The organism is Corynebacterium sp. KPL2861, from assembly GCF_040225475.1.
Lineage (GTDB): Bacteria > Actinomycetota > Actinomycetes > Mycobacteriales > Mycobacteriaceae > Corynebacterium.
Map to the genome: position 1 here is coordinate 1 of NZ_JBEHFW010000013.1, position 19,780 is coordinate 19,780.

The 19,780-nt window shown below is 60.7% G+C and carries 16 protein-coding genes; 10 read left to right on the forward strand and 6 right to left on the reverse strand.

All coding sequences use genetic code 11. The features are described 5' to 3' along the window. Together ABRP84_RS10070 and ABRP84_RS10075 are read left to right on the forward strand one after the other, a co-directional pair. Window positions 1-1,104 (forward strand): NAD(P)-binding domain-containing protein (locus ABRP84_RS10070; protein ID WP_349853626.1); only part of this gene is annotated, 1,104 nt, incomplete at its 5' end. Window positions 1,105-1,231: 127 nt separating this feature from the next. Next, window positions 1,232-2,470 (forward strand): FAD-binding oxidoreductase, encoded by a 1,239-nt coding sequence (locus ABRP84_RS10075; protein WP_349853627.1) that lies wholly within the window; start codon window positions 1,232-1,234, stop codon window positions 2,468-2,470. On the opposite strand, the gene ABRP84_RS10080 is transcribed toward ABRP84_RS10075, so the two are convergent. Next, complete coding sequence (locus ABRP84_RS10080; protein ID WP_284637508.1) at window positions 2,467-3,282, reverse strand: carbon-nitrogen hydrolase family protein; 816 nt, start codon at window positions 3,280-3,282, stop codon at window positions 2,467-2,469. The genes ABRP84_RS10075 and ABRP84_RS10080 overlap by 4 nt on opposite strands. A 91-nt stretch (window positions 3,283-3,373) precedes the next feature. Between ABRP84_RS10080 and ABRP84_RS10085 the strand changes: the two genes are divergently transcribed. Both ABRP84_RS10085 and ABRP84_RS10090 read left to right on the forward strand, forming a co-directional pair. Continuing rightward, entirely contained in the window at window positions 3,374-3,637 is a 264-nt protein-coding gene (locus tag ABRP84_RS10085; RefSeq protein WP_034659553.1) for a hypothetical protein, read from the forward strand. Continuing rightward, window positions 3,634-4,812 carry an alpha/beta hydrolase gene (locus tag ABRP84_RS10090; RefSeq protein ID WP_349853628.1) on the forward strand — a complete coding sequence of 393 codons (1,179 nt, stop codon included), beginning with the start codon at window positions 3,634-3,636 and terminating at the stop codon, window positions 4,810-4,812. Before ABRP84_RS10085 ends, ABRP84_RS10090 begins: the two co-directional genes overlap by 4 nt. 28 nt (window positions 4,813-4,840) lie before the next feature. Here ABRP84_RS10090 and exaC read toward each other — a convergent pair whose 3' ends face one another. From exaC to dnaK, 5 genes are all read right to left on the reverse strand, one after another. Beyond that, a complete protein-coding gene (gene exaC / locus ABRP84_RS10095) occupies window positions 4,841-6,361 on the reverse strand; it encodes an acetaldehyde dehydrogenase ExaC (RefSeq protein ID WP_349853629.1) in 1,521 nt (506 codons plus the stop codon). A 360-nt stretch (window positions 6,362-6,721) separates the two neighbouring features. After that, entirely contained in the window at window positions 6,722-7,249 is a 528-nt protein-coding gene (locus ABRP84_RS10100) for a heat shock protein transcriptional repressor HspR (RefSeq protein ID WP_349853630.1), read from the reverse strand. A 20-nt stretch (window positions 7,250-7,269) separates the two neighbouring features. Continuing rightward, on the reverse strand, window positions 7,270-8,475 hold the full coding sequence (dnaJ, locus tag ABRP84_RS10105) for a molecular chaperone DnaJ (RefSeq protein WP_349853631.1): 1,206 nt from the start codon (window positions 8,473-8,475) through the stop codon (window positions 7,270-7,272). A 98-nt stretch (window positions 8,476-8,573) separates the two neighbouring features. Beyond that, complete coding sequence (grpE, locus tag ABRP84_RS10110) at window positions 8,574-9,296, reverse strand: nucleotide exchange factor GrpE (RefSeq protein ID WP_005279390.1); 723 nt, start codon at window positions 9,294-9,296, stop codon at window positions 8,574-8,576. Next, entirely contained in the window at window positions 9,296-11,158 is a 1,863-nt protein-coding gene (dnaK, locus tag ABRP84_RS10115) for a molecular chaperone DnaK (protein WP_349853632.1), read from the reverse strand. Before dnaK ends, grpE begins: the two co-directional genes overlap by 1 nt. 459 nt (window positions 11,159-11,617) lie before the next feature. Here dnaK and ABRP84_RS10120 point away from each other — a divergent pair, with 459 nt between their 5' ends. From ABRP84_RS10120 to ABRP84_RS10145, 6 genes are all read left to right on the forward strand, one after another. Then, complete coding sequence (locus tag ABRP84_RS10120; protein ID WP_023024121.1) at window positions 11,618-11,803, forward strand: hypothetical protein; 186 nt, start codon at window positions 11,618-11,620, stop codon at window positions 11,801-11,803. 204 nt (window positions 11,804-12,007) lie between these two features. Beyond that, window positions 12,008-13,186 (forward strand): sensor histidine kinase, encoded by a 1,179-nt coding sequence (locus ABRP84_RS10125; protein ID WP_349853633.1) that lies wholly within the window; start codon window positions 12,008-12,010, stop codon window positions 13,184-13,186. 91 nt (window positions 13,187-13,277) lie between these two features. After that, entirely contained in the window at window positions 13,278-13,433 is a 156-nt protein-coding gene (locus tag ABRP84_RS10130; protein WP_349853634.1) for a hypothetical protein, read from the forward strand. After that, on the forward strand, window positions 13,418-14,092 hold the full coding sequence (locus ABRP84_RS10135) for a response regulator (protein ID WP_349853635.1): 675 nt from the start codon (window positions 13,418-13,420) through the stop codon (window positions 14,090-14,092). Before ABRP84_RS10130 ends, ABRP84_RS10135 begins: the two co-directional genes overlap by 16 nt. Window positions 14,093-14,694: 602 nt before the next feature. Next, entirely contained in the window at window positions 14,695-18,135 is a 3,441-nt protein-coding gene (locus ABRP84_RS10140) for a bifunctional proline dehydrogenase/L-glutamate gamma-semialdehyde dehydrogenase (RefSeq protein WP_349853636.1), read from the forward strand. A gap of 145 nt (window positions 18,136-18,280) precedes the next feature. After that, the gene (locus ABRP84_RS10145; protein WP_349853638.1) at window positions 18,281-19,741 is read left to right on the forward strand and encodes an AI-2E family transporter; all 1,461 of its coding nucleotides are present in this window, start codon (window positions 18,281-18,283) and stop codon (window positions 19,739-19,741) included. Window positions 19,742-19,780: the final 39 nt, after the last annotated feature.

A 19,780-nucleotide genomic window follows, 5' to 3' on the forward strand; every position in this document is an offset into this window, starting at 1 on the left:
GCCGATGCCTCCTCCCCCGCCTCCCAGGTAGTTGCCAACTATTACGGCGCCTACGAAGAGAAGTTTCAGCTGCGGCCATACCGCCCGGCGCGCGTCAGCAGCGTCCGTGCCCTGCCCGGCGCGCACGGCGCGCGCAATGAACGCGGAGCACACACTGAACGCAGCGCGCACGATGAGCGCGCAACAGAAACCCCAGACGAGCCACGCAGTGTGCACGCTTCGCACGACGAGCCCGAGCCGCGCGGTGCGTTCCTCGTGACGTTGGAATCCGGCGAGCAGTTTTCCGCGGACACCATCGTCAACGCCACTGGCGCGTGGGATAGGCCGTATATTCCTTATATTCCGGGCATCGGCAGTTTCGGCGGGCGCCAACTGCACACCAAGGACTATTCGGCGGCGGAGGATTTTGCAGGCCAGCGCGTGTTGGTCGTTGGCGGTGGGCTATCCGCGGTGCAGTTCTTGCTGGAGCTTGAGGGCATCGCCCAGACCACCTGGGCGACGCGGCGGGCTCCGGATTTTACGGATACGGAGTTTGATAAACAGTGGGGCTTGGATGTGGAAAAGAAGGTCCGCGAGCGGGTCTTTAGCGGCAATCCTCCAGCCTCGGTGGTCTCGACCACCGGGATTCCGCCCTGGCAGGAATACCTGGATGCGGTAGAGCGCGGCGTTTTAGTCTCGCGCGGAATGTTCGATGCCATCGACGCGACCGGCGTGCGGTTTGGCGAGGCTGCGACGAGTAGCAGGACTGCGGCGAGCGATGAATCTGCGGCGCACCGTGAGACGGTGGCGGACGGCGACGCTGCTGTGAGCGGTGGGGTTGTGGGGGCATCGGAAAGCGTGGTGGCATGGCGGCCGTACCCGGCGGACACGCACGTGGCGGTGGACGTCATCTTTTGGAATACCGGTTTCCGCCCGGTTCTGGACCACCTGGCGCCGTTGCGCTTGCGCTCGCGCAAGGGCGGGATTGTCATGCGCAACGAGGTCTCGCCTGTCGCGAACCCACGGGTTTTCCTCGCCGGATACGGGTCGACAGCCTCGACGGTGGGGGCGACGCGCGCGGGGCGCTTGGCGGCGCGCGAGGTTATCAAGGTGCTGGGACTGTAGCGCGGGGACGATAATGCGGGGCTGCTAAACCGGAGGCCGTTGGAGCGGGCGCCGCTGCCCACCAAAAAGGCAGGCGCGGGGTGAAAGTGCGAAATAGAGGCGAGCAAGCACACTAGGATGGGAAAGCATGTGGGAATTGGGCGAGCACTTCCGGAAGTATGCAGACGACTACCGCGATGCGGTACATGACCAGTTTTTCCTCATGGTGCCGGAGGCGCGGCAGGTCTTTTCCCTTTCTATGCAGGACACCCACCGGTCCATGGTGCACGCATTGGCGTGGGTGATTGAACATACGGAGCCCAGCAAGGCCGGCACGGGGGTTGGATCCGGGGTTGGGGCTGCGCTGCCCGAGGGCGTCCGGGAGAAGATTGCGCAGCTCGGCCGCGATCACCGCAGGCACGGCTTCCCGGCCGAGGTGTACGCGCGGTTCGAGGAGGCGCTCATCAAGGGCCTGCGGGTATTGGCGCTGACGCGGTACCAATACGACTTCGCTTGTGCCGTCATCCACGAGGTCTGCGCGGAGATGGCCACTGCGGCGCGCGAGGCGGACCTGGCCGGGGAGGCGCCGGCGTATTCGGGGCAGGTGGTCGCGGTGGATCGGCCGACGCGCGAAACCGCGACCATTCGCGTCGAGGCGGGAATGCCCGCAGCCTTTGAGCCGGGACAGTATTTCCCCGTTACCACCCAGTACCTTCCCGGCCAGTGGCGGATGCTCACCCCAGCCCAGCCAAGCGATGCCACCGGCCAGCTGGTCTTCCACGTCGCCGCGGTGGGCGAGGCTTCGCGGTCGCTTGCGCATACCAAGCCGGGTGATTGGTGGACTTTGGGCCGGCCCACCGGGTCCATCTGGCAGGACCTGCGCGCGTTGCGCGGGGGCAGGCTGGTCATCGTGGCCTATGGCACCGGTTGGGCGGCGGCGCGGTGCTTAGCGCTGGCGGCCCGCCAGGCCGCGGATGCGGGCGAGGAGGGACTCGCGAAGAACCTGGACCTGCAGATTTTTGCCGTTGCGGATAGCCCCGGCGCGCACTATGACACGCATTTCCAGCAGAACCTTGCGGCCCTCTACCCCGATCTCAACCTGCGCCGCATCATCCGGCAGGAAAACGACCCGTGGTTGCTGGGGGCACGGCCGCTTGCCGATGCCGCCACCCACACCCTCTCCCCCGACCCGACCGATGTAGTAGTCAACGAGGTCGAGTTATCCACAGGCACACCCACTTACTTCGCCCTCTTCGGCAGCGCCGAGGAGGTAGCGGAAGGAAGGAGGGGGTTGGAGAAAAGGGGCATCGGCAAGCAGTGGATCTTAAGCCACAGCTGGGGCCGCGACCGGGAGTGGCTGCCGGAGGATTATGCGGCGCAGTCTTAGTCGTTAAGTTCTAGCACCGGCAGGGAGCGGCGCGTCTTCGCTACTTCTTGCGGGTCGATATCGGCGTAGAGGATTTCGTCTTCGTAGCCGGCCTCGGCCACGCGCACGCCGTTGGGATCGACGATGGTGGAGTGCCCAATGCCGGTCGGGCCCGAGGGAGAACCGGCCTCCGCATTGCCGCCCGGGCGGGATTGGCCCGCGGCGAGGATATAGCTGGTGGAATCCAGTGCCCGCGCCGCCGTGAGCAGGCGCCACTGCTCCAGCTTGCCGGGGCCATCTGCCCAGCTGGTGGGCACGACGATGAGTTGCGCGCCCTCGCGCGCGAGGTCCTTGAACTGCTCCGGGAAGCGGATATCGTAGCAGACCACGACGCCGACGGTGAGGTCATCGACGTCGAAGGTCACCAAGGATTCCCCGGGCTGCACCGTGTCGGATTCGCGGTAGTCAAAGGCATCGTAGGTGTGGATTTTCTCGTAGCCGCCCAGCACGCCAGGGCCCGCGACGAGCGCGGTATTGGATACGCGGTTGATGGTCTTATCCTCGCGCTCGATGGTATCGGCTGGGCAGAACATGCCGACGACGACGGTGACCTCCAACTCCTCCGCCGCTTCCTGAATCGCGGTGGCGAACGGGCCTTCGAGGTTCTGCGCTTGCTCGTCTAGGCGGCCCGAGCGGAAGTTCTGCGAGGTGGCCTCTGGCAGCACGATAAGGCGCGCGCCCGCCGCCGCGGCCTCGCGGATTTTATCCAGGGCAAGTTCTTGATTTTCCTCGATACTGCCGGTAGATGTCAATTGCACTGCTGCTACTTTCATAAATCCCAACTTAGTGCAGCGTCACCTAGTTATCCACAGGTTGGCGATTTTGCCCTCGCGGCCACAGCCCGCAGCGGCCACGCTTAAGGCCATGAGTTATGTAGATATTCCTGAATACCTTCCCGCACATGTACGCACGTTGAGGGCGCGGCCGGCGGCGGCTATGCCGGGGGCACGCTTAAGCGTGGCTTCCCGGACGTCTGCCGCCCTGCAGCGCGCGGTGGCGCAGTGGTCTGAGACGCAGCAGCTTAGCGATGCCACCGTTTCCGAGCGCCTGCGCAGCCTCCACGTCTTCCTGGACCGCAGCGGCGCGCTCGATTCCTCGCTCGCTGCGAGCTTGAGGAGGGCGCGATGAATTTATCGACTGCCCTGCGCCACAGCGCCGCGCAGCTCGCCGCGGATCGCTCTGGCCTGCACACTCACTATGTGGACTCGCACCACGATTGGCACTCGCTATCGCTGGGTGGGCCCGCGGGCGTGGCGGCGCGATCCGGGTTAGCGGAGGCGACCGAGTGGCTGAGTAGCCCCCTTGGGCAGATGGAGCAGGTCATCGAGGTGCTTGACCGGCACGCGGACCTGCAGGCCTGGCGCGAGGGGGTGGAAGCGCAGATCATTTCTTTTCTAGGCAAGGTTGATGAGTTTTCTGGGCCCGCCGCGCTAGCTGGAGGCGTGCTGCTGCGGGAGGTGCGCGCGCTTGGCGATGCCCTCGACTGGCTCTGCTCCCAAGAAATCGACGCCCTCTGCACGCCCGCGGGGGTGGAACCGCCGCAGCGGCTCGAGGATTTTGCCGATCTTCCCCTCGATACCATCCACGAGATTAACCTCGCCCAGGCCAGCGACCGCGTGGCGAAGCTGGCCGCGGATAATCCCGATATGCGCATCGTGGAGACCAGCCCCGGACGGCTGGTGGCGCTGGTGGATCCTGAGGGCTTTCGCACGGAGCCTGCGTCCGTGACCACGTTTGTCGAAGGCGTGCATTCCTCCGACCCCACTACCTGGCAGCGCGCCGTGGACCGTGGCCGCAATATCGCTAAGGCGAGCGGTGGTCCTGCCGCCGTGTGGTTGGGTTATCAGGCCCCGTCGAGTTTGCCGCGCGCCGTGCATGCCGATCCCGCGCGGGCGGCGGGGCAGGAGTTGGTGCGGTTTCAGCGGGGCATCGGCAAGCGGTATCCAGGCGCAAAGCGAACGGTGGTGGGTTATTCCTATGGCTCCGTCGTGACCGGATACGCGGCGCGCGAGGAGGAAATCGCCTCCGATATCGTACTGGTGGGAAGCCCCGGCACGAGTGCTCAGCATGCCCGCGAGCTGCACGGCACCGTGTGGGCGGCGACCAATGACAATGACCCCATCGCTATCGCGACGGGGCCACTGAGCGGGATCCACGGACCGGATCCCACCGTCCAGTCCTTTGGTGCCACTCCCCTCCCCGGCGCGGATGGCCTGCCCGGGGACCACGGGTCCTATTGGGAGGACCCACAGTTCCTGCACGGGCTGGGCACGGTGACTGCTGGGGAATCGAGGACGGATTAGCGCAGGTTGGGGAACGCCAGTTGTGGGTTTAGAACAGGCCTGCGGGGGCGTCCGAATACGAGACCAGCATGTTCTTGGTTTCCTGATAGTGGCCGAGCATCATCAAGTGATTCTCGCGGCCCAAGCCTGATTCCTTGTAGCCACCGAAGGCGCTGTGTGCTGGGTAGTCGTGGTAGTGGTTGACCCACACGCGGCCGGCCTGAATATCGCGCCCGGCGCGGTAGCAGATGTTTTGCTGGCGCGACCACACGCCGGCGCCGAGGCCGAAGTTGGTGGTATTCGCGATCTCGATGGGCTCATCGTAGTCCTTGAAGGTTGCCACTGAGAGCACGGGCCCGAAGATTTCCTCTTGGAAGATGCGCATCTCGTTGCTGCCCTTAAATACCGTGGGCTCGATGTAGTAACCGTTTTCGAGACCCTCCACCTTGTTCACGTGGCCGCCGATGAGCGTTTCCGCGCCTTCTTCCGGGCCGATCTTGAGGTACTCGGTAATCTTGTCCATCTGCTCCTGGGAGGCCTGGGCACCCATCATGGTTTCGGTATCCAACGGGTGGCCAATCTTGATCTTCTTGACGCGCTCGATGGCAAGCTCCAAGAACTTATCGGCAATATCCTCATGGACCAACGCACGCGATGGACAGGTGCAGACCTCGCCCTGGTTGAGGGCAAACATGACGAATCCCTCGACGCACTTTTCCAGGTAGGAGTCATCTTCATCCATGATGTCTTTGAAAAAGATGGACGGCGACTTACCGCCGAGTTCCAGGGTGACCGGGATAACCTTGTCTGCGGCGGCCTTATTGATGAGCTTGCCCACCGGGGTGGAGCCGGTAAACGCGATCTTGGCGATGCGATCCGAACCCGACAATGCCGCACCGGCCTCCTCGCCCACGCCGTTGACGATATTGAGTACGCCATCTGGGAGGAGGTCTCCGATGATGTCCATGAGCAAGAGGATGGATGCTGGCGTTTGCTCCGCAGGCTTGAGCACGATGCAGTTACCAGCGGCTAGGGCCGGTGCAATCTTCCAAGAGGCCATGAGCAGCGGGAAGTTCCACGGGATGATTTGGCCAACCACGCCGAGCGGCTCGTGGTAGTGGTAGGCCACGGTGTCTTCGCTGATCTGGGACAGGCGGCCCTCCTGTGCACGGATGGCGCCCGCGAAGTAGCGGAAGTGGTCAACGGCCAGCGGGATATCGGCGGCCAAGGTCTCGCGGACGGCCTTGCCGTTTTCCCAGGTCTCCGCCACAGCGATCTTTTCGAGGTTTTCTTCAATCCGGTCCGCGATGCGGTGCAGCAAGAGCGCGCGCTCTGCTGGCGTGGTCTTGCCAAAGGTAGCAAACGCCTTTTCCGCGGCGTCGATGGCCGCATTGACATCGGCTTCCTTGCCGCGGGCCACCTGACAAAATACTTCACCGGTCACGGGGCTGATGTTGTCCATGTATTCGCCATCGACTGGCGGGACCCACTTACCGCCAATGTAGTTGTCATAGCGGTCGCGGTAGTTAACGATAGCCCCTTCGGTTCCGGGCGCTGCGTACAAAGTCATGATGGTGGTGTCCTCTCGTGTAGAAATTCTGACTGTGGCTCTTGCCAGGTATGGCCCTTGCCGGGTATGGCTCGGACCACTGCAGGCGCTCTACTGTGGTGTACCTCACCTGCTTTCCGGCCATAGTAATGCAATTTTTCGCATCTCGCACAAAATAGGGGTGGGGAATTAACATTTCTTCACAGGCCAAAGTCCGGTTATGCGGGTGTGGCATTGCCAGGGTGAGGGACTTTTGGGCAGAGATAAACCCTCCATACCTGTGCGGGCGCTACGCCGTGAAAGGTATGGAGGGTTTAAGTTGAGGTTTCTCGTCCGCAGGACGAATTAGGCGGTTTAGCCGGTTTAGCCGGTTTAGCCGGTTTAGCCGCCGTTGTTTCGGCGATTGCGTTTGCGATCGCGCGCGGTGCGCGGGCTCCACATCACCACGGAGGTAGACCGCGGGACGTGGACGAGCTCACCGCTGCGTTGGGAACGCACTGGGGCCTGCGAACCTTGCGGGCCCTGTGCGCCGCGGGTGTACTGCCCCTGCGCTTGGGGGTGCTGTGCCCCCGAGCGCTGCCCGGCGGCGAGCTGGTCGCGGAGGGTGCGGACCTCATCGGCAAGCGCATCGCGTTCGGCCTCGAGCCGATCGCGTTCTTCGGTTAACTCGATGATGGATTTGATGCCGGCAAGGTTGACGCCATCGTCTTGCGAAAGCGCCTGAATCTTGCGGAGCAGTTCAATATCGCGATCCGAATAACGGCGGCCGCCGCCGCGAGTGCGGGCCGGGGAGACCAAACCCATGCGGTCATAGGTGCGCAGGGTTTGGGCGTGCATCCCGGAAAGCTCGGCGGCCACGGAAATGACGTAGACCGCGGTGGCGGAGCCTTCTGCCTTTCCAGTACTCATTGTGCAATGCACCTCCTGCCTTAATTGCTCTCCGCGCCGGCCCAGCCTGCGCGGGGATTAAAGCCAGAGTCCTTTTCGGCTTGTGCATAGGTGCGCAGGGCGCTAGAGGCCGCAGCATCGAGCTTGGAAGGCACGGTGACCTGCACGCTCACCAAGAGGTCGCCAGACTTGCCGGCGCGCTTGGCAATGCCGCGCCCACGCACGCGCAGGGTGCGGCCATCCGGGGTGCCAGCCGGGATCTTCACGCGGACCGGGCTATCCAAGGTAGGAACCGTGATGGTGTCACCAAGGGCGAGCTCGGCAAACGAGACGGGGACGGTGATGTGGATATCGTCGCCGTCGCGGGTAAAGACCTTGTCAGGCCTGACGGTGACCGCAACGAAGAGGTCACCGGCCGGGGTGCCATTCGGGCCTGCCTCGCCTTGGCCGGCGATACGGACCTTTTGGCCGTCGATGACGCCGGCGGGGATGCGGACCGTGATGTTCCGGGTGCGGTGCACCGTTCCGGTGCCGTTGCAGTCTGGGCACGGATCTGTGATGCGGCGGCCCGTGCCATCGCAATCCTTGCATGGGGCGGAAAAGCCGAACGCACCGCGGTTTTCCGAGGTGTATCCGGAGCCATTGCAGGTCCCGCACGTTGAGGTCTTGCCGGAGGAAGAACCCGAGCCATGGCACGTGGTGCACGGCGCGTTACCGCTTAAGGCCAGCGGGATGGTGGTCCCCTTGGCGGCCTCGCGGAAATCGAGGGTTATTTCCGTTTCGACGTCGGCCCCCCGCGACGGTTTAGCTGAGTGGCCAGCACTACCGCTGCGGTTGAAAACGCTACCGAAGATATCCCCAAAACCGCCGCCTTGAGACGATCCTCCAGTGGCGCCTCCGAAGAGGTCCGAGAGGTCGAAGTCTTGCGCACCTTGTCCACCCATGTTCGTGGATCGAAACCCGCCGGGAAAGCCGGCGCCTCCGTTCCGTCCGAAGCCACCGCCATTGCGCAGCATGGCCTTGAACTGGTCGTATTCTTTGCGTTCGGAGGCATCAGAAAGCACATCGTATGCTTCCGCAACCCGCTTGAACCGGTCCGCTGCCGCAGGGTCATCGGGGTGGGTATCGGGGTGGTTTTCGCGGGCAAGCTTGCGGTACGCGCGCTTGATCTCGCTTTGGTCTGCGGACGAGGAGACCCCCAGATCCGCGTAATAATCTTTGTCTGCCCATTCGGGTTTAGCGCTCACTGGGCATCTCCTCCTTTCAAGAAGAATCGGTTGTAATTAGTAAAAAGGGCGCCGGGGGAAGTTGAATCAGTCAGTTCCCAAGGCGCCCTTTTCCCGGATTAATCGGCTTGTTCGGTGCCTTCCGAACTGCCGGAATCCTCACCGGGGTCCGCGATGATGACCAGCGCGTTGCGCACCAGCCTCTCGCCTACGCGGTAGCCCTGGCGCAGCACGGTGCCGAGCACCTGCTCATCGCCGGAGGACAAATCCTGCACGGCCTCGTGCATCTCTGGGTCGAAGGGTTCGCCCTCTTCACCAAAGGCGGTGAGGTTGTGCTGCTCTAGGCCCTTGCGGAGCTTATCCGCAACCGCCTTGAGCGGGCCCTCCAGGTCACCGTGCTGCTTGGCCAAATCGAGGTCATCGAGCACCGGCAGCAAGTCACTAATGACCTTTGCCTTCGCGGTTTCGATAACGGATTGGCGGTCACGCTCGGTGCGGCGGCGGTAGTTGGTGTATTCCGCATTCAGACGCTGCAGGTCTTCGGTGCGTTCTGCCAACTGCGCCTCCACATCGTTGGTGGCAGCGCCGGTGGAGGTGGGCTCATCGCCCTCCGCCTCGGCTTCGACCTCATCGGCGTTGACATCAGCCAGCGCGTCTTCGAGGTCCGCATCAAGGGTGGGATCCAACTTGGCTTCTTCGGAGGCATCAGCCTGCGCGTCGTTGGCAGCCTGTGCTTCCTCAGCCTTTTCGGCGGCAGCCTCAGCGCGGTCAGCCGAGGTAGCCTCCGGATCCGTGTTTTCCGGGTCGCCTGGGTTTTGCGGCATTCCGCTGTCCTGAGTCATTACTTGTCGCCATCCTTGTTGTCGTCGGAGTTCTCGTCTTCGTCCACAACTTCAGCGTCGACCACGTTCGGGTCGCCCTGTGCGGCGCCGGCATCGCCAGCACCCTCAGCGCCGCCCTCTGCAGCCTGTGCCTCGTAGATCTGCTTGCCCATCTCCTGGGATTCGGTGGACAGCTTCTCTACTGCGGACTTGATGGCGTCGAGGTCATCGCCCTTCAGCGCCTCGTCGACGGCGTCAGCAGCCTCGGTGACCTTGGTCTTGGTGTCCTCAGAGACCTTGTCCTCGTTGTCCTCCAAGAACTTGCGGGTCTGGTAGGAGGTGGACTCTGCGTTATTGCGCAGCTCCTGCTCCTCGCGACGCTTCTTGTCTTCCTCAGCGTGCTGCTCGGCGTCCTTGACCATACGGTCGATCTCTTCCTGGGAAAGGCCAGAGCCTTCCTGGATCTTGATGGTGTTTTCCTTGCCGGTGCCCTTGTCCTTGGCGGTCACGTGGACGATGCCGTTGGCGTCGATGTCGAAGGTGACCTCAATCTGGGGCATACCGCGAGGTGCCGGTGCGATGCCGCCGAGCTCGAAGGAACCCAGCAGCTTGTTGGCGGTAGCCATCTCGCGCTCACCCTGGAATACCTGAATCTGCACGGAAGGCTGGTTGTCTTCTGCGGTGGTGAAGGTCTCGGACTTCTTGGTCGGGATGGTGGTGTTGCGCTCGATGAGCTTGGTCATCACGCCGCCCTTGGTTTCAATGCCGAGGGAGAGCGGGGTGACATCGAGAAGCAGCACGTCTTTAACCTCGCCGCGCAGCACGCCTGCCTGGAGGGCAGCACCCACTGCAACGACCTCGTCCGGGTTAACGCCCTTGTTCGGGTCCTTGCTGGTCAGCTCCTTAACCAAGTCAGATACGGCCGGCATACGGGTGGAACCGCCGACCAGCACAACGTGGTCGATATCGCCGACGGAAAGGTCAGCATCCTTGATGACCTGGTTGAACGGAGCCTTGGTGCGGTCCAGCAGATCCTGGGTGATCTTCTGGAACTCGGTGCGGGTCAGGGTCTCATCCAAGAACAGTGGGTTCTTGTCGGAGTCAACGGTGATATAAGGCAGGTTGATGTTGGCCTGCTGGGAGGAGGACAGCTCAATCTTGGCCTTCTCTGCAGCCTCGCGCAGACGCTGCACGGCGCGCTTGTCCTTGGTCAGGTCAACGCCCTGGGAGCTCTTGAAGCGGTCCACCAGCCAGTCAACGATGCGCTGGTCCCAGTCATCGCCACCCAAGGTGTTGTCACCTGCGGTAGCCATAACCTCAACGACGCCATCGCCAATTTCCAGCAAGGATACGTCGAAGGTGCCGCCGCCCAAGTCGAAGACTAAGATGGTCTGCTCTTGCTCGCCCTTTTCCAGGCCGTATGCAAGCGCAGCCGCGGTGGGCTCGTTGACGATGCGCAGGACGTTCAGGCCGGCGATCTGGCCAGCTTCCTTGGTGGCCTGACGCTGTGCGTCCTCGAAGTATGCAGGAACGGTAATAACGGCGTCCGTAACATCCTCGCCCAAGTAGGACTCTGCATCGCGCTTCAGCTTCATCAGCGTGCGAGCGGAAATCTCCTGGGAGGTGTAGTCCTTGTCATCGATGTTGACGGTCCAGTCAGTACCAATGTGGCGCTTGACGGAGCGGATGGTGCGGTCCACGTTGGTCACGGCCTGGTTCTTGGCGGACTGACCAACCAAGATTTCGCCGTTCTTAGCAAACGCTACAACGGAAGGCGTGGTGCGGGAGCCTTCGGAGTTAGCGATAACGGTGGACTCGCCACCTTCCAGTACGGAAACGACGGAGTTCGTCGTACCAAGGTCAATACCTACTGCGCGTCCCATGATTCATTCTCCTTTTTATCGAGTGCAGTTAATAAAGTTGATTGTCAGTGACTCAACTTCTCGTTGCGTCCGTGCGCTACTCTAACAGAAGTTGCGAACTCGTTCATAAATTCTTGAGCCCGTGTCACTCAATCTTTATAACCGTTAAGGCTCAAATCTTATTCCCACCGGCTCAACTCTGCTTTAAAATTATTCCATTGCCCCAGCTCTTAGCCTCAAACCCCGCTCCCCTCTTCCGCTTCAAACAGGAGCGAACTACTTTTAAAAACACACTCTGACACACCTAAAAGCTACCCAAAGCGCCGTAAAAAGGTGGCCAAAAGTTACCTCACAAAGGATCCAAAAGAGGCTTGGCAGGCGTATTCAACTCGCACATACTGGAAACCACAGCAGCCACTGGTTGCTACCCAGAGAGATTGATTTGTAGTTTCACTCCGCCAATTCGAAAGGAAACGTCCAATGCTCGACACCCTCGTAAACCTCAGCTCCTCCCTCGATTTCGAGGCAATCTTCAAGGCCATCAAGGGCGCTGCTGAGCTGTCCTCCGAGTCCAACTCCGACTCAGTGGACCTGTCCTCCGTAATCGAGGGCCTGTCCTCCAAGGACAACGCTGACGCTGCTACCGAAACCGCAGCCAACGCTTAAGTAAACCTTCGCGTTTACACTCCTTCATGAAGACCGACTAAACCCCCGCACTTTTCCACGCAGGTTTTAAACCTCGCACCGGAAGGTGCGGGGTTTAGTTGTTTTCATTTGCTGGTTTCACGCTTCCAGGCCTTAAGCTAGGTGCGAGACGCCAAAAGCTTTTCACAACTATTCAGCCTGAGCACCAAAGAAGCACATTCCACCGTGACTTTTACTCCGCCACTTCCATTTCGCCACCGCCTTCGCGCGGCGATGACCCTACAGCGCACCGCAGCGCTAATCGCCATCATTTGCTTGGCGCTTACCCTTTTCGCCGCATTTCTCACCCCAACTAAACACCAACTTTCAGCGGCAATCGTCGGGTTAATTTTGACGGCCATCACTACATCTGCCTATCGATACCCGAAGACCATGGCAGTGGGGTTTCTGGCAATTTGGATTATTGCCATCCTTACCGTGGGAATCCCCTACGCCAGTTCCGTTTTCTTAGCCCCGGTATTCCTTGCCGTATTCGCTTTTCGCAGTACCAAGTGGCAGTCGATTCTTCTCTGCGTAGTGTTTTGGCTGGTAGGACTGGTAGATCCTAGTACGTTGCGGCTAGTCCTCAATCCAACACCGGCACTGGTCTGGGGAATTTTCTTGGTCATTAGCACCTTCATCGGCAGCTCACTCGCCCATTCCGCACGGCGCTATAAAACCGCCATGGTGGAGTGGAATAACGATGTCAAGCGCCGACAGTCCGACCTAGCTGAAACCCTGCATAACTCGGTAATTTCCAGCCTTACCGTCAATACCATGCAGTTAGAAGCGCTCAGTTTGGAATACACCACCACACCGGAGCTCAGCCGCCGCCTCGATGAATTAAGCGATGCGATGCGCTCGTCGATGTCTGAAATACGCGCTTTAACTAAAGTCTTGCGTTCCAATATTGACGGCATCAACGACGAACTCAGTTTTAAACCAGCACCACGCCCTACAAGCCTTGCACAGGTACTGGCCTGGGAAGAAGAACAGCTATCAAAGCTCAACCGCACGCCAATCATTAAGGTAAGCGGAGAAGATTTTTGCCCCCAGTTTTCTCCTTCTGTTCTTGACTCGGTCGCAGCCATCACCAGGGAGGCTTGCCTCAACGCCGTCAAGTACTCGCCGCCTGGGGCGGAAATTAGCGTATCGGCACAACCACATTTGGGATGGACGATTCTTACTATCCGCAACCCTATTGCCAAGCCAACGAGCACCACGCCGGAGACTTCCTCCGGCATAGGAATTAATTCGATGACGCGCCTTGCGGCAACTATCGATGCTCGGCTGGAGGCAGGTCGTGTCAATGAATACTGGGAGCTCACGCTCGCGCTGCCCCCGTCTGCGCATGAAGAACGTTAGTTCAGCCACCTTCGCTGGCAGCGCCACCATTCCTTTACTACACTTACGTATGTTTCTTATAAATCCGGTTTTTATATAAAGGAGTCGTGCAATGCAGGCTGCCCTCGCTAGCTTTCTCGCGCCCCTCATGCTGTCCGCCTCTCTCGTTGGCGCAGACCTCACCCCTGGCGACCTCCCGCAAAACAATAAATACGAGTCCTCGGCAGAGCTCGTCTTCGGCTGCCCAGCCCCATGGTGCTTCAAGTAAAAACTTCGCTGCTCCTAGTCGATGATGACCCACTAGTCATCGAGGCACTCGGCCACTATTTCGCTGCGGCCGAAGATATGGAAATCAGCGCCGTCGCAGAAAATGGGAAAGCCGCATTACAGCAGCTAGAACAACACGATGTCGATGCCGTCATCGCGGATATTCATATGCCGGAGATGGACGGCACAGCACTGCTGCGCGAGCTTAATGAGCTGCCTAATCCACCGGTATTCATTGCTATGACCGCAATGGATAATGACGACACCCTAAGGGAAGTCCTGTCCAATAAGGCGGCAGCCTATATCCTCAAAAGCTCGAAGCCGGCCTATATTTTGGATACGGTGCGCGAGGCCGTCCGCGGTGGCACGGTCGTGGCTCCCCAACCTTTAACGCGCTTATTCCAACAAATGCCTGGCTGGAGCGAAAACGATGCTCAATCTACGTCTGCGGTTTCCGCCCCTGAGCACCATATTTCGCCTGCTCAAGCTCAGATCCTCGATTTAGTATGCGAGGGAAAATCCAACGAAGAGATCGCAAAAAGCACTCACTATGCTCCGGGAACGGTAAAGAAATATGTTTCTAGCCTGTTAACCGAATTTCACGCCAAGTCTCGTCTCGAGCTAGCGGTCAAAGCGCTAAAAGCGGGGTACGGCAAATAGCTGCATAACAGCGAATGGCGCCTGCCCTTAATCGTGGCCCCACCCCCTCTAAACCCCACATGCTGGGATTTTATTTTTTATCTTTTTACCCCCACAGCCGATTTTGCTAACGAGACTAGCATCACTATATCGGCAACCCTATAATTGATTTCACACACAACTACATAGCATTTCCCGCGCATCAATCGGCTTCATTCGGCCGGTGATGCCCACGCTAGAACCGGAATAGAAAATCACTTCTGAGCTTTCTTTTCTGTCCCCTAGCTCCACATCGCCACAGTGTAGAAAGCAGGTGAGTGTTGAACACCAACTTGGCACGCGTTCGCCGCCATAGCGACAGGCCCCCGGTCCCCAATACCGGTAGCACTATGGCTTGTTGATTCGCTTGGTTTAAACCACCGAGCAGCGGCGCGCGCACTCCGCGTGTTCCACTCCCTGCCACGTATGCGGCGTCCTATTAGCCCGCATGCTTTCCAATTTCCAAAGACTTACCAGCCACTTTCTGCCACCGGCGCTAAAAGTCACAGCACAAAGGCCACACCGCGGTGTGGGTTGGCCACCAACCTGGAAGTACACGTTTCGAAAAAGAGGTTGAATTCCACATGACTTCTCCCGCATACACCCGCACGCCACTATCCGATGATGTTGAGGCCGTACTGCCCGCCGCCATTAAGCGCGCACAGGGCTGGCTCGATTCCACCGCAGATGAAAAGGACAAGGCCACCGAGCAGCTCGCGGAGCTGTTGCGCGATGACAACGGCGTGAAGTTCACCATGGACTTCGTTGACCGCGTCATGCGCCCCGAAGATGACAAGGTCGCGGCCAAGGCGCTGAAGGACATTTCTTCCCAGTACGATCCGTCCTTCCTGGGCAGCATCAATGGCGCGCTCGTCGGCGCCGGCGGTTTCTTCGGCCCGATCCTGCCTAACCTGGTCATGCCGGTAGCGCGCCTGTACATGCGCAAGATGGTTGGCCACCTGGTGCTGGACGCGGAATCGGATGCGCTCAATGACACCCTGGAAAAGGCCGCTGCCTCCGGCGAGCAATTGAACCTCAACCTCCTGGGTGAGGCCGTGCTCGGTGAAGAGGAAGCAATGTCCCGCGCGCGCCGCACGCTGGAGCTCATCAAGAACCCGCGCGTGACCTACGTATCCGTCAAGGCGTCCTCGATGGTGGCGCAGCCGAATAACTGGGACATCGGCAGTTCCGTGGAGCGCCTGAAGGACCGCCTGCGCCCGCTCTACCAGGAAGCCGCACGCCGCAACCCACAGGTCTTTATCAACATGGACATGGAGGAATACCACGACCTCCACTTGACGCTGCGCCTGTTCAAGAGCCTTTTGAGCGAGCCGGAGTTCAAGAACCTGGAATCCGGCATCGTGTTGCAGGCTTACCTGCCCGATACCTTCGACGCCCTCCAGGACATCGCGGAATTTGCCAAGCAGCGCGTGGCAGAGGGCGGCGCCAAGGTCAAGGTGCGCATTGTAAAGGGCGCCAACCTGTCCATGGAGACCACAGAAAGCGAAGTCCACGACTGGCCGCTGGCTACCTACACCAACAAGCTGGACGTTGACGCTAACTACTACCGCCTGCTGGATTACATCCTCCAGGAGGAATTCGCGGACTGCATCCGCATTGGTGTGGCCAGCCACAACCTGTACACCGCCGCCATGGCTTATGAGCTGGGTGTAAAGCGCGGTGTGCTGCACATGCTGGATTCTGAGATGCTGCAGGGCATGTCCCCGGCGCAGCAGGCAGCGGTGCGCAAGGTCTACGAGGGCCGCCAGATCCTCTACACCCCGGTGGTCCACGCAGATGACTTTGACGTCGCCGTGTCCTACCTGGTGCGCCGCTTGGAGGAGAACTCCGCGCCGCAGAACTTCCTCTACGCCCTCTTTGCCCCGGGCGAAGAACCACTGGCAAGCCAGGAAGAGACGTTCCGCAAGGCCGTTGCCAAGCGCTGGGATACCTTCGCTGGATCGCGCCGCACCCAAAACCGCCTCGAGGATTCCGGGCGCCAGGCACCGGATTCCGGACGCTTCAGGAACGAGCCCGATACGGACCCGGCAATTACCCCGAACCGCACCTGGGCCAAGCGCGCGCTTGCGAATGACCCTGGTGAGCACGGCGTCCAAGAGGTCACCGACCCCACCGCTGTTGAAAGCTACGTCGCCCGCGCCAAGGAATTGGGCACCGAATGGGGTAAGCGCCCCGCCGCAGAGCGCGCCGCTGCCCTAGACGCCGTTGCGGACCAGCTGGCCGCCAAGCGCGGAGACTTCATCTCCGTGGCAGCCTACGAGGCCAATAAGACGGTCACCCAGACTGACCCTGAGGTCTCGGAAGCCATTGACTTCTGCACCTACTATGGGCAGTCCGCTCGCTTCTTGGAAGAGGCACACTCCGAGTTCCACCCGCACACCGTCACCGTGGTGACCCCACCGTGGAACTTCCCCATCGCCATTCCTACTGGCGGCATTGCGGCCTCCTTGGCTGCGGGCTCGGCGGTCATCGTCAAGCCTGCTCCCCAGGTAGTCCACTGCGGCAAGATGGTGGTTGAGGCCTTCCGTACCGCACTCGAAGCAGAAGGCTTGGACCCGGATCTGGTGCAGCTGGTGCTTACTGATGAAGGCGATGCCGGCAAGGCCCTACTCTCCCACGATGACGTGGACAACATCATCTTGACCGGTGCATCCGATACCGGCGCGCTCTTCCGCTCCTGGAAGCCCAAGATGAACCTGATGGCAGAGACCTCCGGTAAGAACGCGCTGGTCATCACCCCGGCCGCCGACCCGGACCTGGCTATCCAGGACCTGTACAACTCCGCCTTCGGTCACTCCGGCCAGAAGTGTTCGGCAGCCTCGCTGGTGATTTTCGTTGGCGCTGCGGGCAAGTCCAAGCGCCTGCGCGAGCAGCTGCTGGATTCCGTCAAGACCCTGAAGCCTGGCCCGGGCTATGACATCACCACCACGATGAACGGCCTGGCTGAAAAGCCGAGCGAGAAGCTGCTGCGCGGCCTGACCCAGCTGGAGCCGGGCGAGAAGTGGCTGCTGAAGCCAGAGAAGCTCAACGAAGAAGGCACCCTGTGGTCCCCGGGCATTCGCGATAATGTCCAACCGGGCTCTTGGTACCACAAGAACGAGTGCTTCGGCCCCATCCTTGGCATCATGTACGCCGATACCTTGGAAGAGGCCATCGCTTGGCAAAACAGCACCGGCTATGGCCTGACCGGCGGCATCCACTCCCTGGATGACAAGGAAATCGAGTACTGGATCGACAACGTTGAGGTGGGCAACGCCTACGTCAACCGCGGCATTACCGGCGCGATTGTCCAGCGCCAGTCCTTCGGTGGCTGGAAGAAATCCGTCATGGGACCGGGCGCCAAGGCCGGCGGCCCGAACTACGTAGCCCAGATGGGTACTTGGACCGATGGCGAGCTCAAGCCGCGCGACGTGGATATCGCCCCAGCCAGCGTGAAGATTCTGCAGCGCCTGCGCGATGAGCTTTCTGATGAGCTCAGCCAGAACGATCTGGAATGGCTCTGGCGCTCTGCCGAGCTGGACCGGATTGCATGGCTCGAGGAATTCGGTCGCACCCACGACCGCACCGCACTGGTTTCTGAGGCCAATCGCTTCCGCTACCGCCCACTGTTGACCAAGCTGCGCATCCGCGTGGGCGAGGACTACAAGCTGCGCGATGTCGCCCGCCAGGTACTGGCTTCCGGGATTACCGGCACCGAGACGGAAATCTCCGCCGCCCCAGAGGTTGCCGGCCAGCTGCAGGAGCTCGGCTTCGACGTGAAGTCCATTTCTGACGGTTCCTTCGCCGCCGCCGTGGCCAATGACGAGTCCTCCCGCGTGCGCGCCCTGGGCACCGTGCCGGATTCCGTTTACGAGGCAGCGGTGCGCTCCAACTCCGTGGTGCTGGACCAGCCCGTGCTTGCCGATGGCCGCCGTGAGCTCATGCCTTACCTCCTCGAGCAGGCAGTCTCCGTGACCATGCACCGCTTCGGCATCATCCGCAACGTGGGCAACCTGCGCGACTAATACGCCAGTTGCCGTCGCCGCGGCACAGTGACTAAGCGCCCCACCTTCTTCCGCCCTTTTTCTGCTGGGAATTGGGTGGGGCGCTACCTTTTTCTCTGCTTTTCCCGCGCTATCTCTAGGTGGTTTCGTGTGGCATAGTAGATGAATGACTACGCCAGATAACCACTCTTCCAGCGGCACCGAGCAGCACCCGGGCCAGAACTCGGCGCAGGGCGCGCAGTATCCGTCGACGCTCGAGCAAAACTCCGTCAACCGCAAGGCTGACGCAAAGAACCCCTTTGTCGCGCCGCTGGTCTCCCCCGATGAATCCCAATTGGGCGCTGAGGTAGCCACCGCCGATCCCGCCGATCGCGATAATAAATCCGCCGTGCTGGCCAAGGACTTCCGCAGCATGGCCAAGATTTCGGTGTGCTTTATCCTCATCGTCGCAGGATTGGGCCTGGCGGGTTTCCTGCTGCGCTTTATTTGGGTGGGTCTGCTGCCGGTTATCCTCGCCATCTTGGTCTCGACGGTGCTTTATCCAGTTAGCGCCTACCTGCGCTCCAAGGGCTTTCCCCGCACCCTGGCAGCGGTCACAACGCTTTTGGGTTTGGTGGTTATTTTCGGCGGCATCTTTGCCGCCATGGCGCCCATGGTCACCGCGCAGTCCAAAGTGCTTATCAATGAAGCCGAAGCCGGCATTATGCAGCTGACCAAGATGGTCAATGATTCCCCACTGGATATTGAGGTGGACCAACTGCAGTCGGTCCTCGAGGACATCGTGTCCTTTGCCAAGGGCCAGGCTTCCACCATCGCCACCGGCGTGCTTTCCGGTTTCTCCATGGCCAGCTCCATTGCGGTAGCCACCGTCATCATGCTCTTTATCACCTTCTTCATCATTAAAGACGGCGATAGATTCCTGCCCTGGCTGCGCAAATACACCGGTAACTCCGCTGCCTGGCACATCACGGAACTTACTTCCCGCGTGTGGAAGACGTTGTCTGGCTTCATTCAGGCCCAAGCCCTAGTCGCGCTTGTCGATGCCGTCTTTATCGGCCTCGGCCTCTGGGTCCTCCAGGTCCCACTGGCACTGGCCATCGCCGTCATCACGTTCTTCGCGGGCTTTATCCCCATCATCGGTGCTGTCACCGCCGGCGCCTTGGCCGTCATTATCGCCTTGGTCTCCAACGGGCTGACCAATGCGCTGCTCGCTCTGGCGCTAATCATCATTGTCCAGCAGGTAGAAAGCAATGTCCTCCAGCCCATCCTGCAGTCCAGGGCCATGGGCCTGCACGCGGCCATCGTTTTGCTTTCCATCACCGTGGGCTCCACCCTGGCCGGCATCGTGGGTGCTTTCCTTGCCGTGCCAGTCGCCGCGACCATTACCGTTGTCCTGCGCTACCACGCAGAGATGGCCGCCCTGCGCGCCGGTGAGGTCTCCCCCGATGACATCGAAATCGTCACAGGTTCCAAGTCCACGTCCAAAGACGAAGAAGCTGAGGACGCGGACAATACAGACCCCGAGAACAAGCGCACCGGCGAAGAAGGCGACGGCGACAGCACGCTCGAAGAGTCTCCTCGCGAAAAGGTAAAGCAGCTTTTCGCGGCCATGAGCCCGCAAACCTAAAAAGCCCCGCTCTTCCTCCGCCGTGCGAAACGGCGAGGA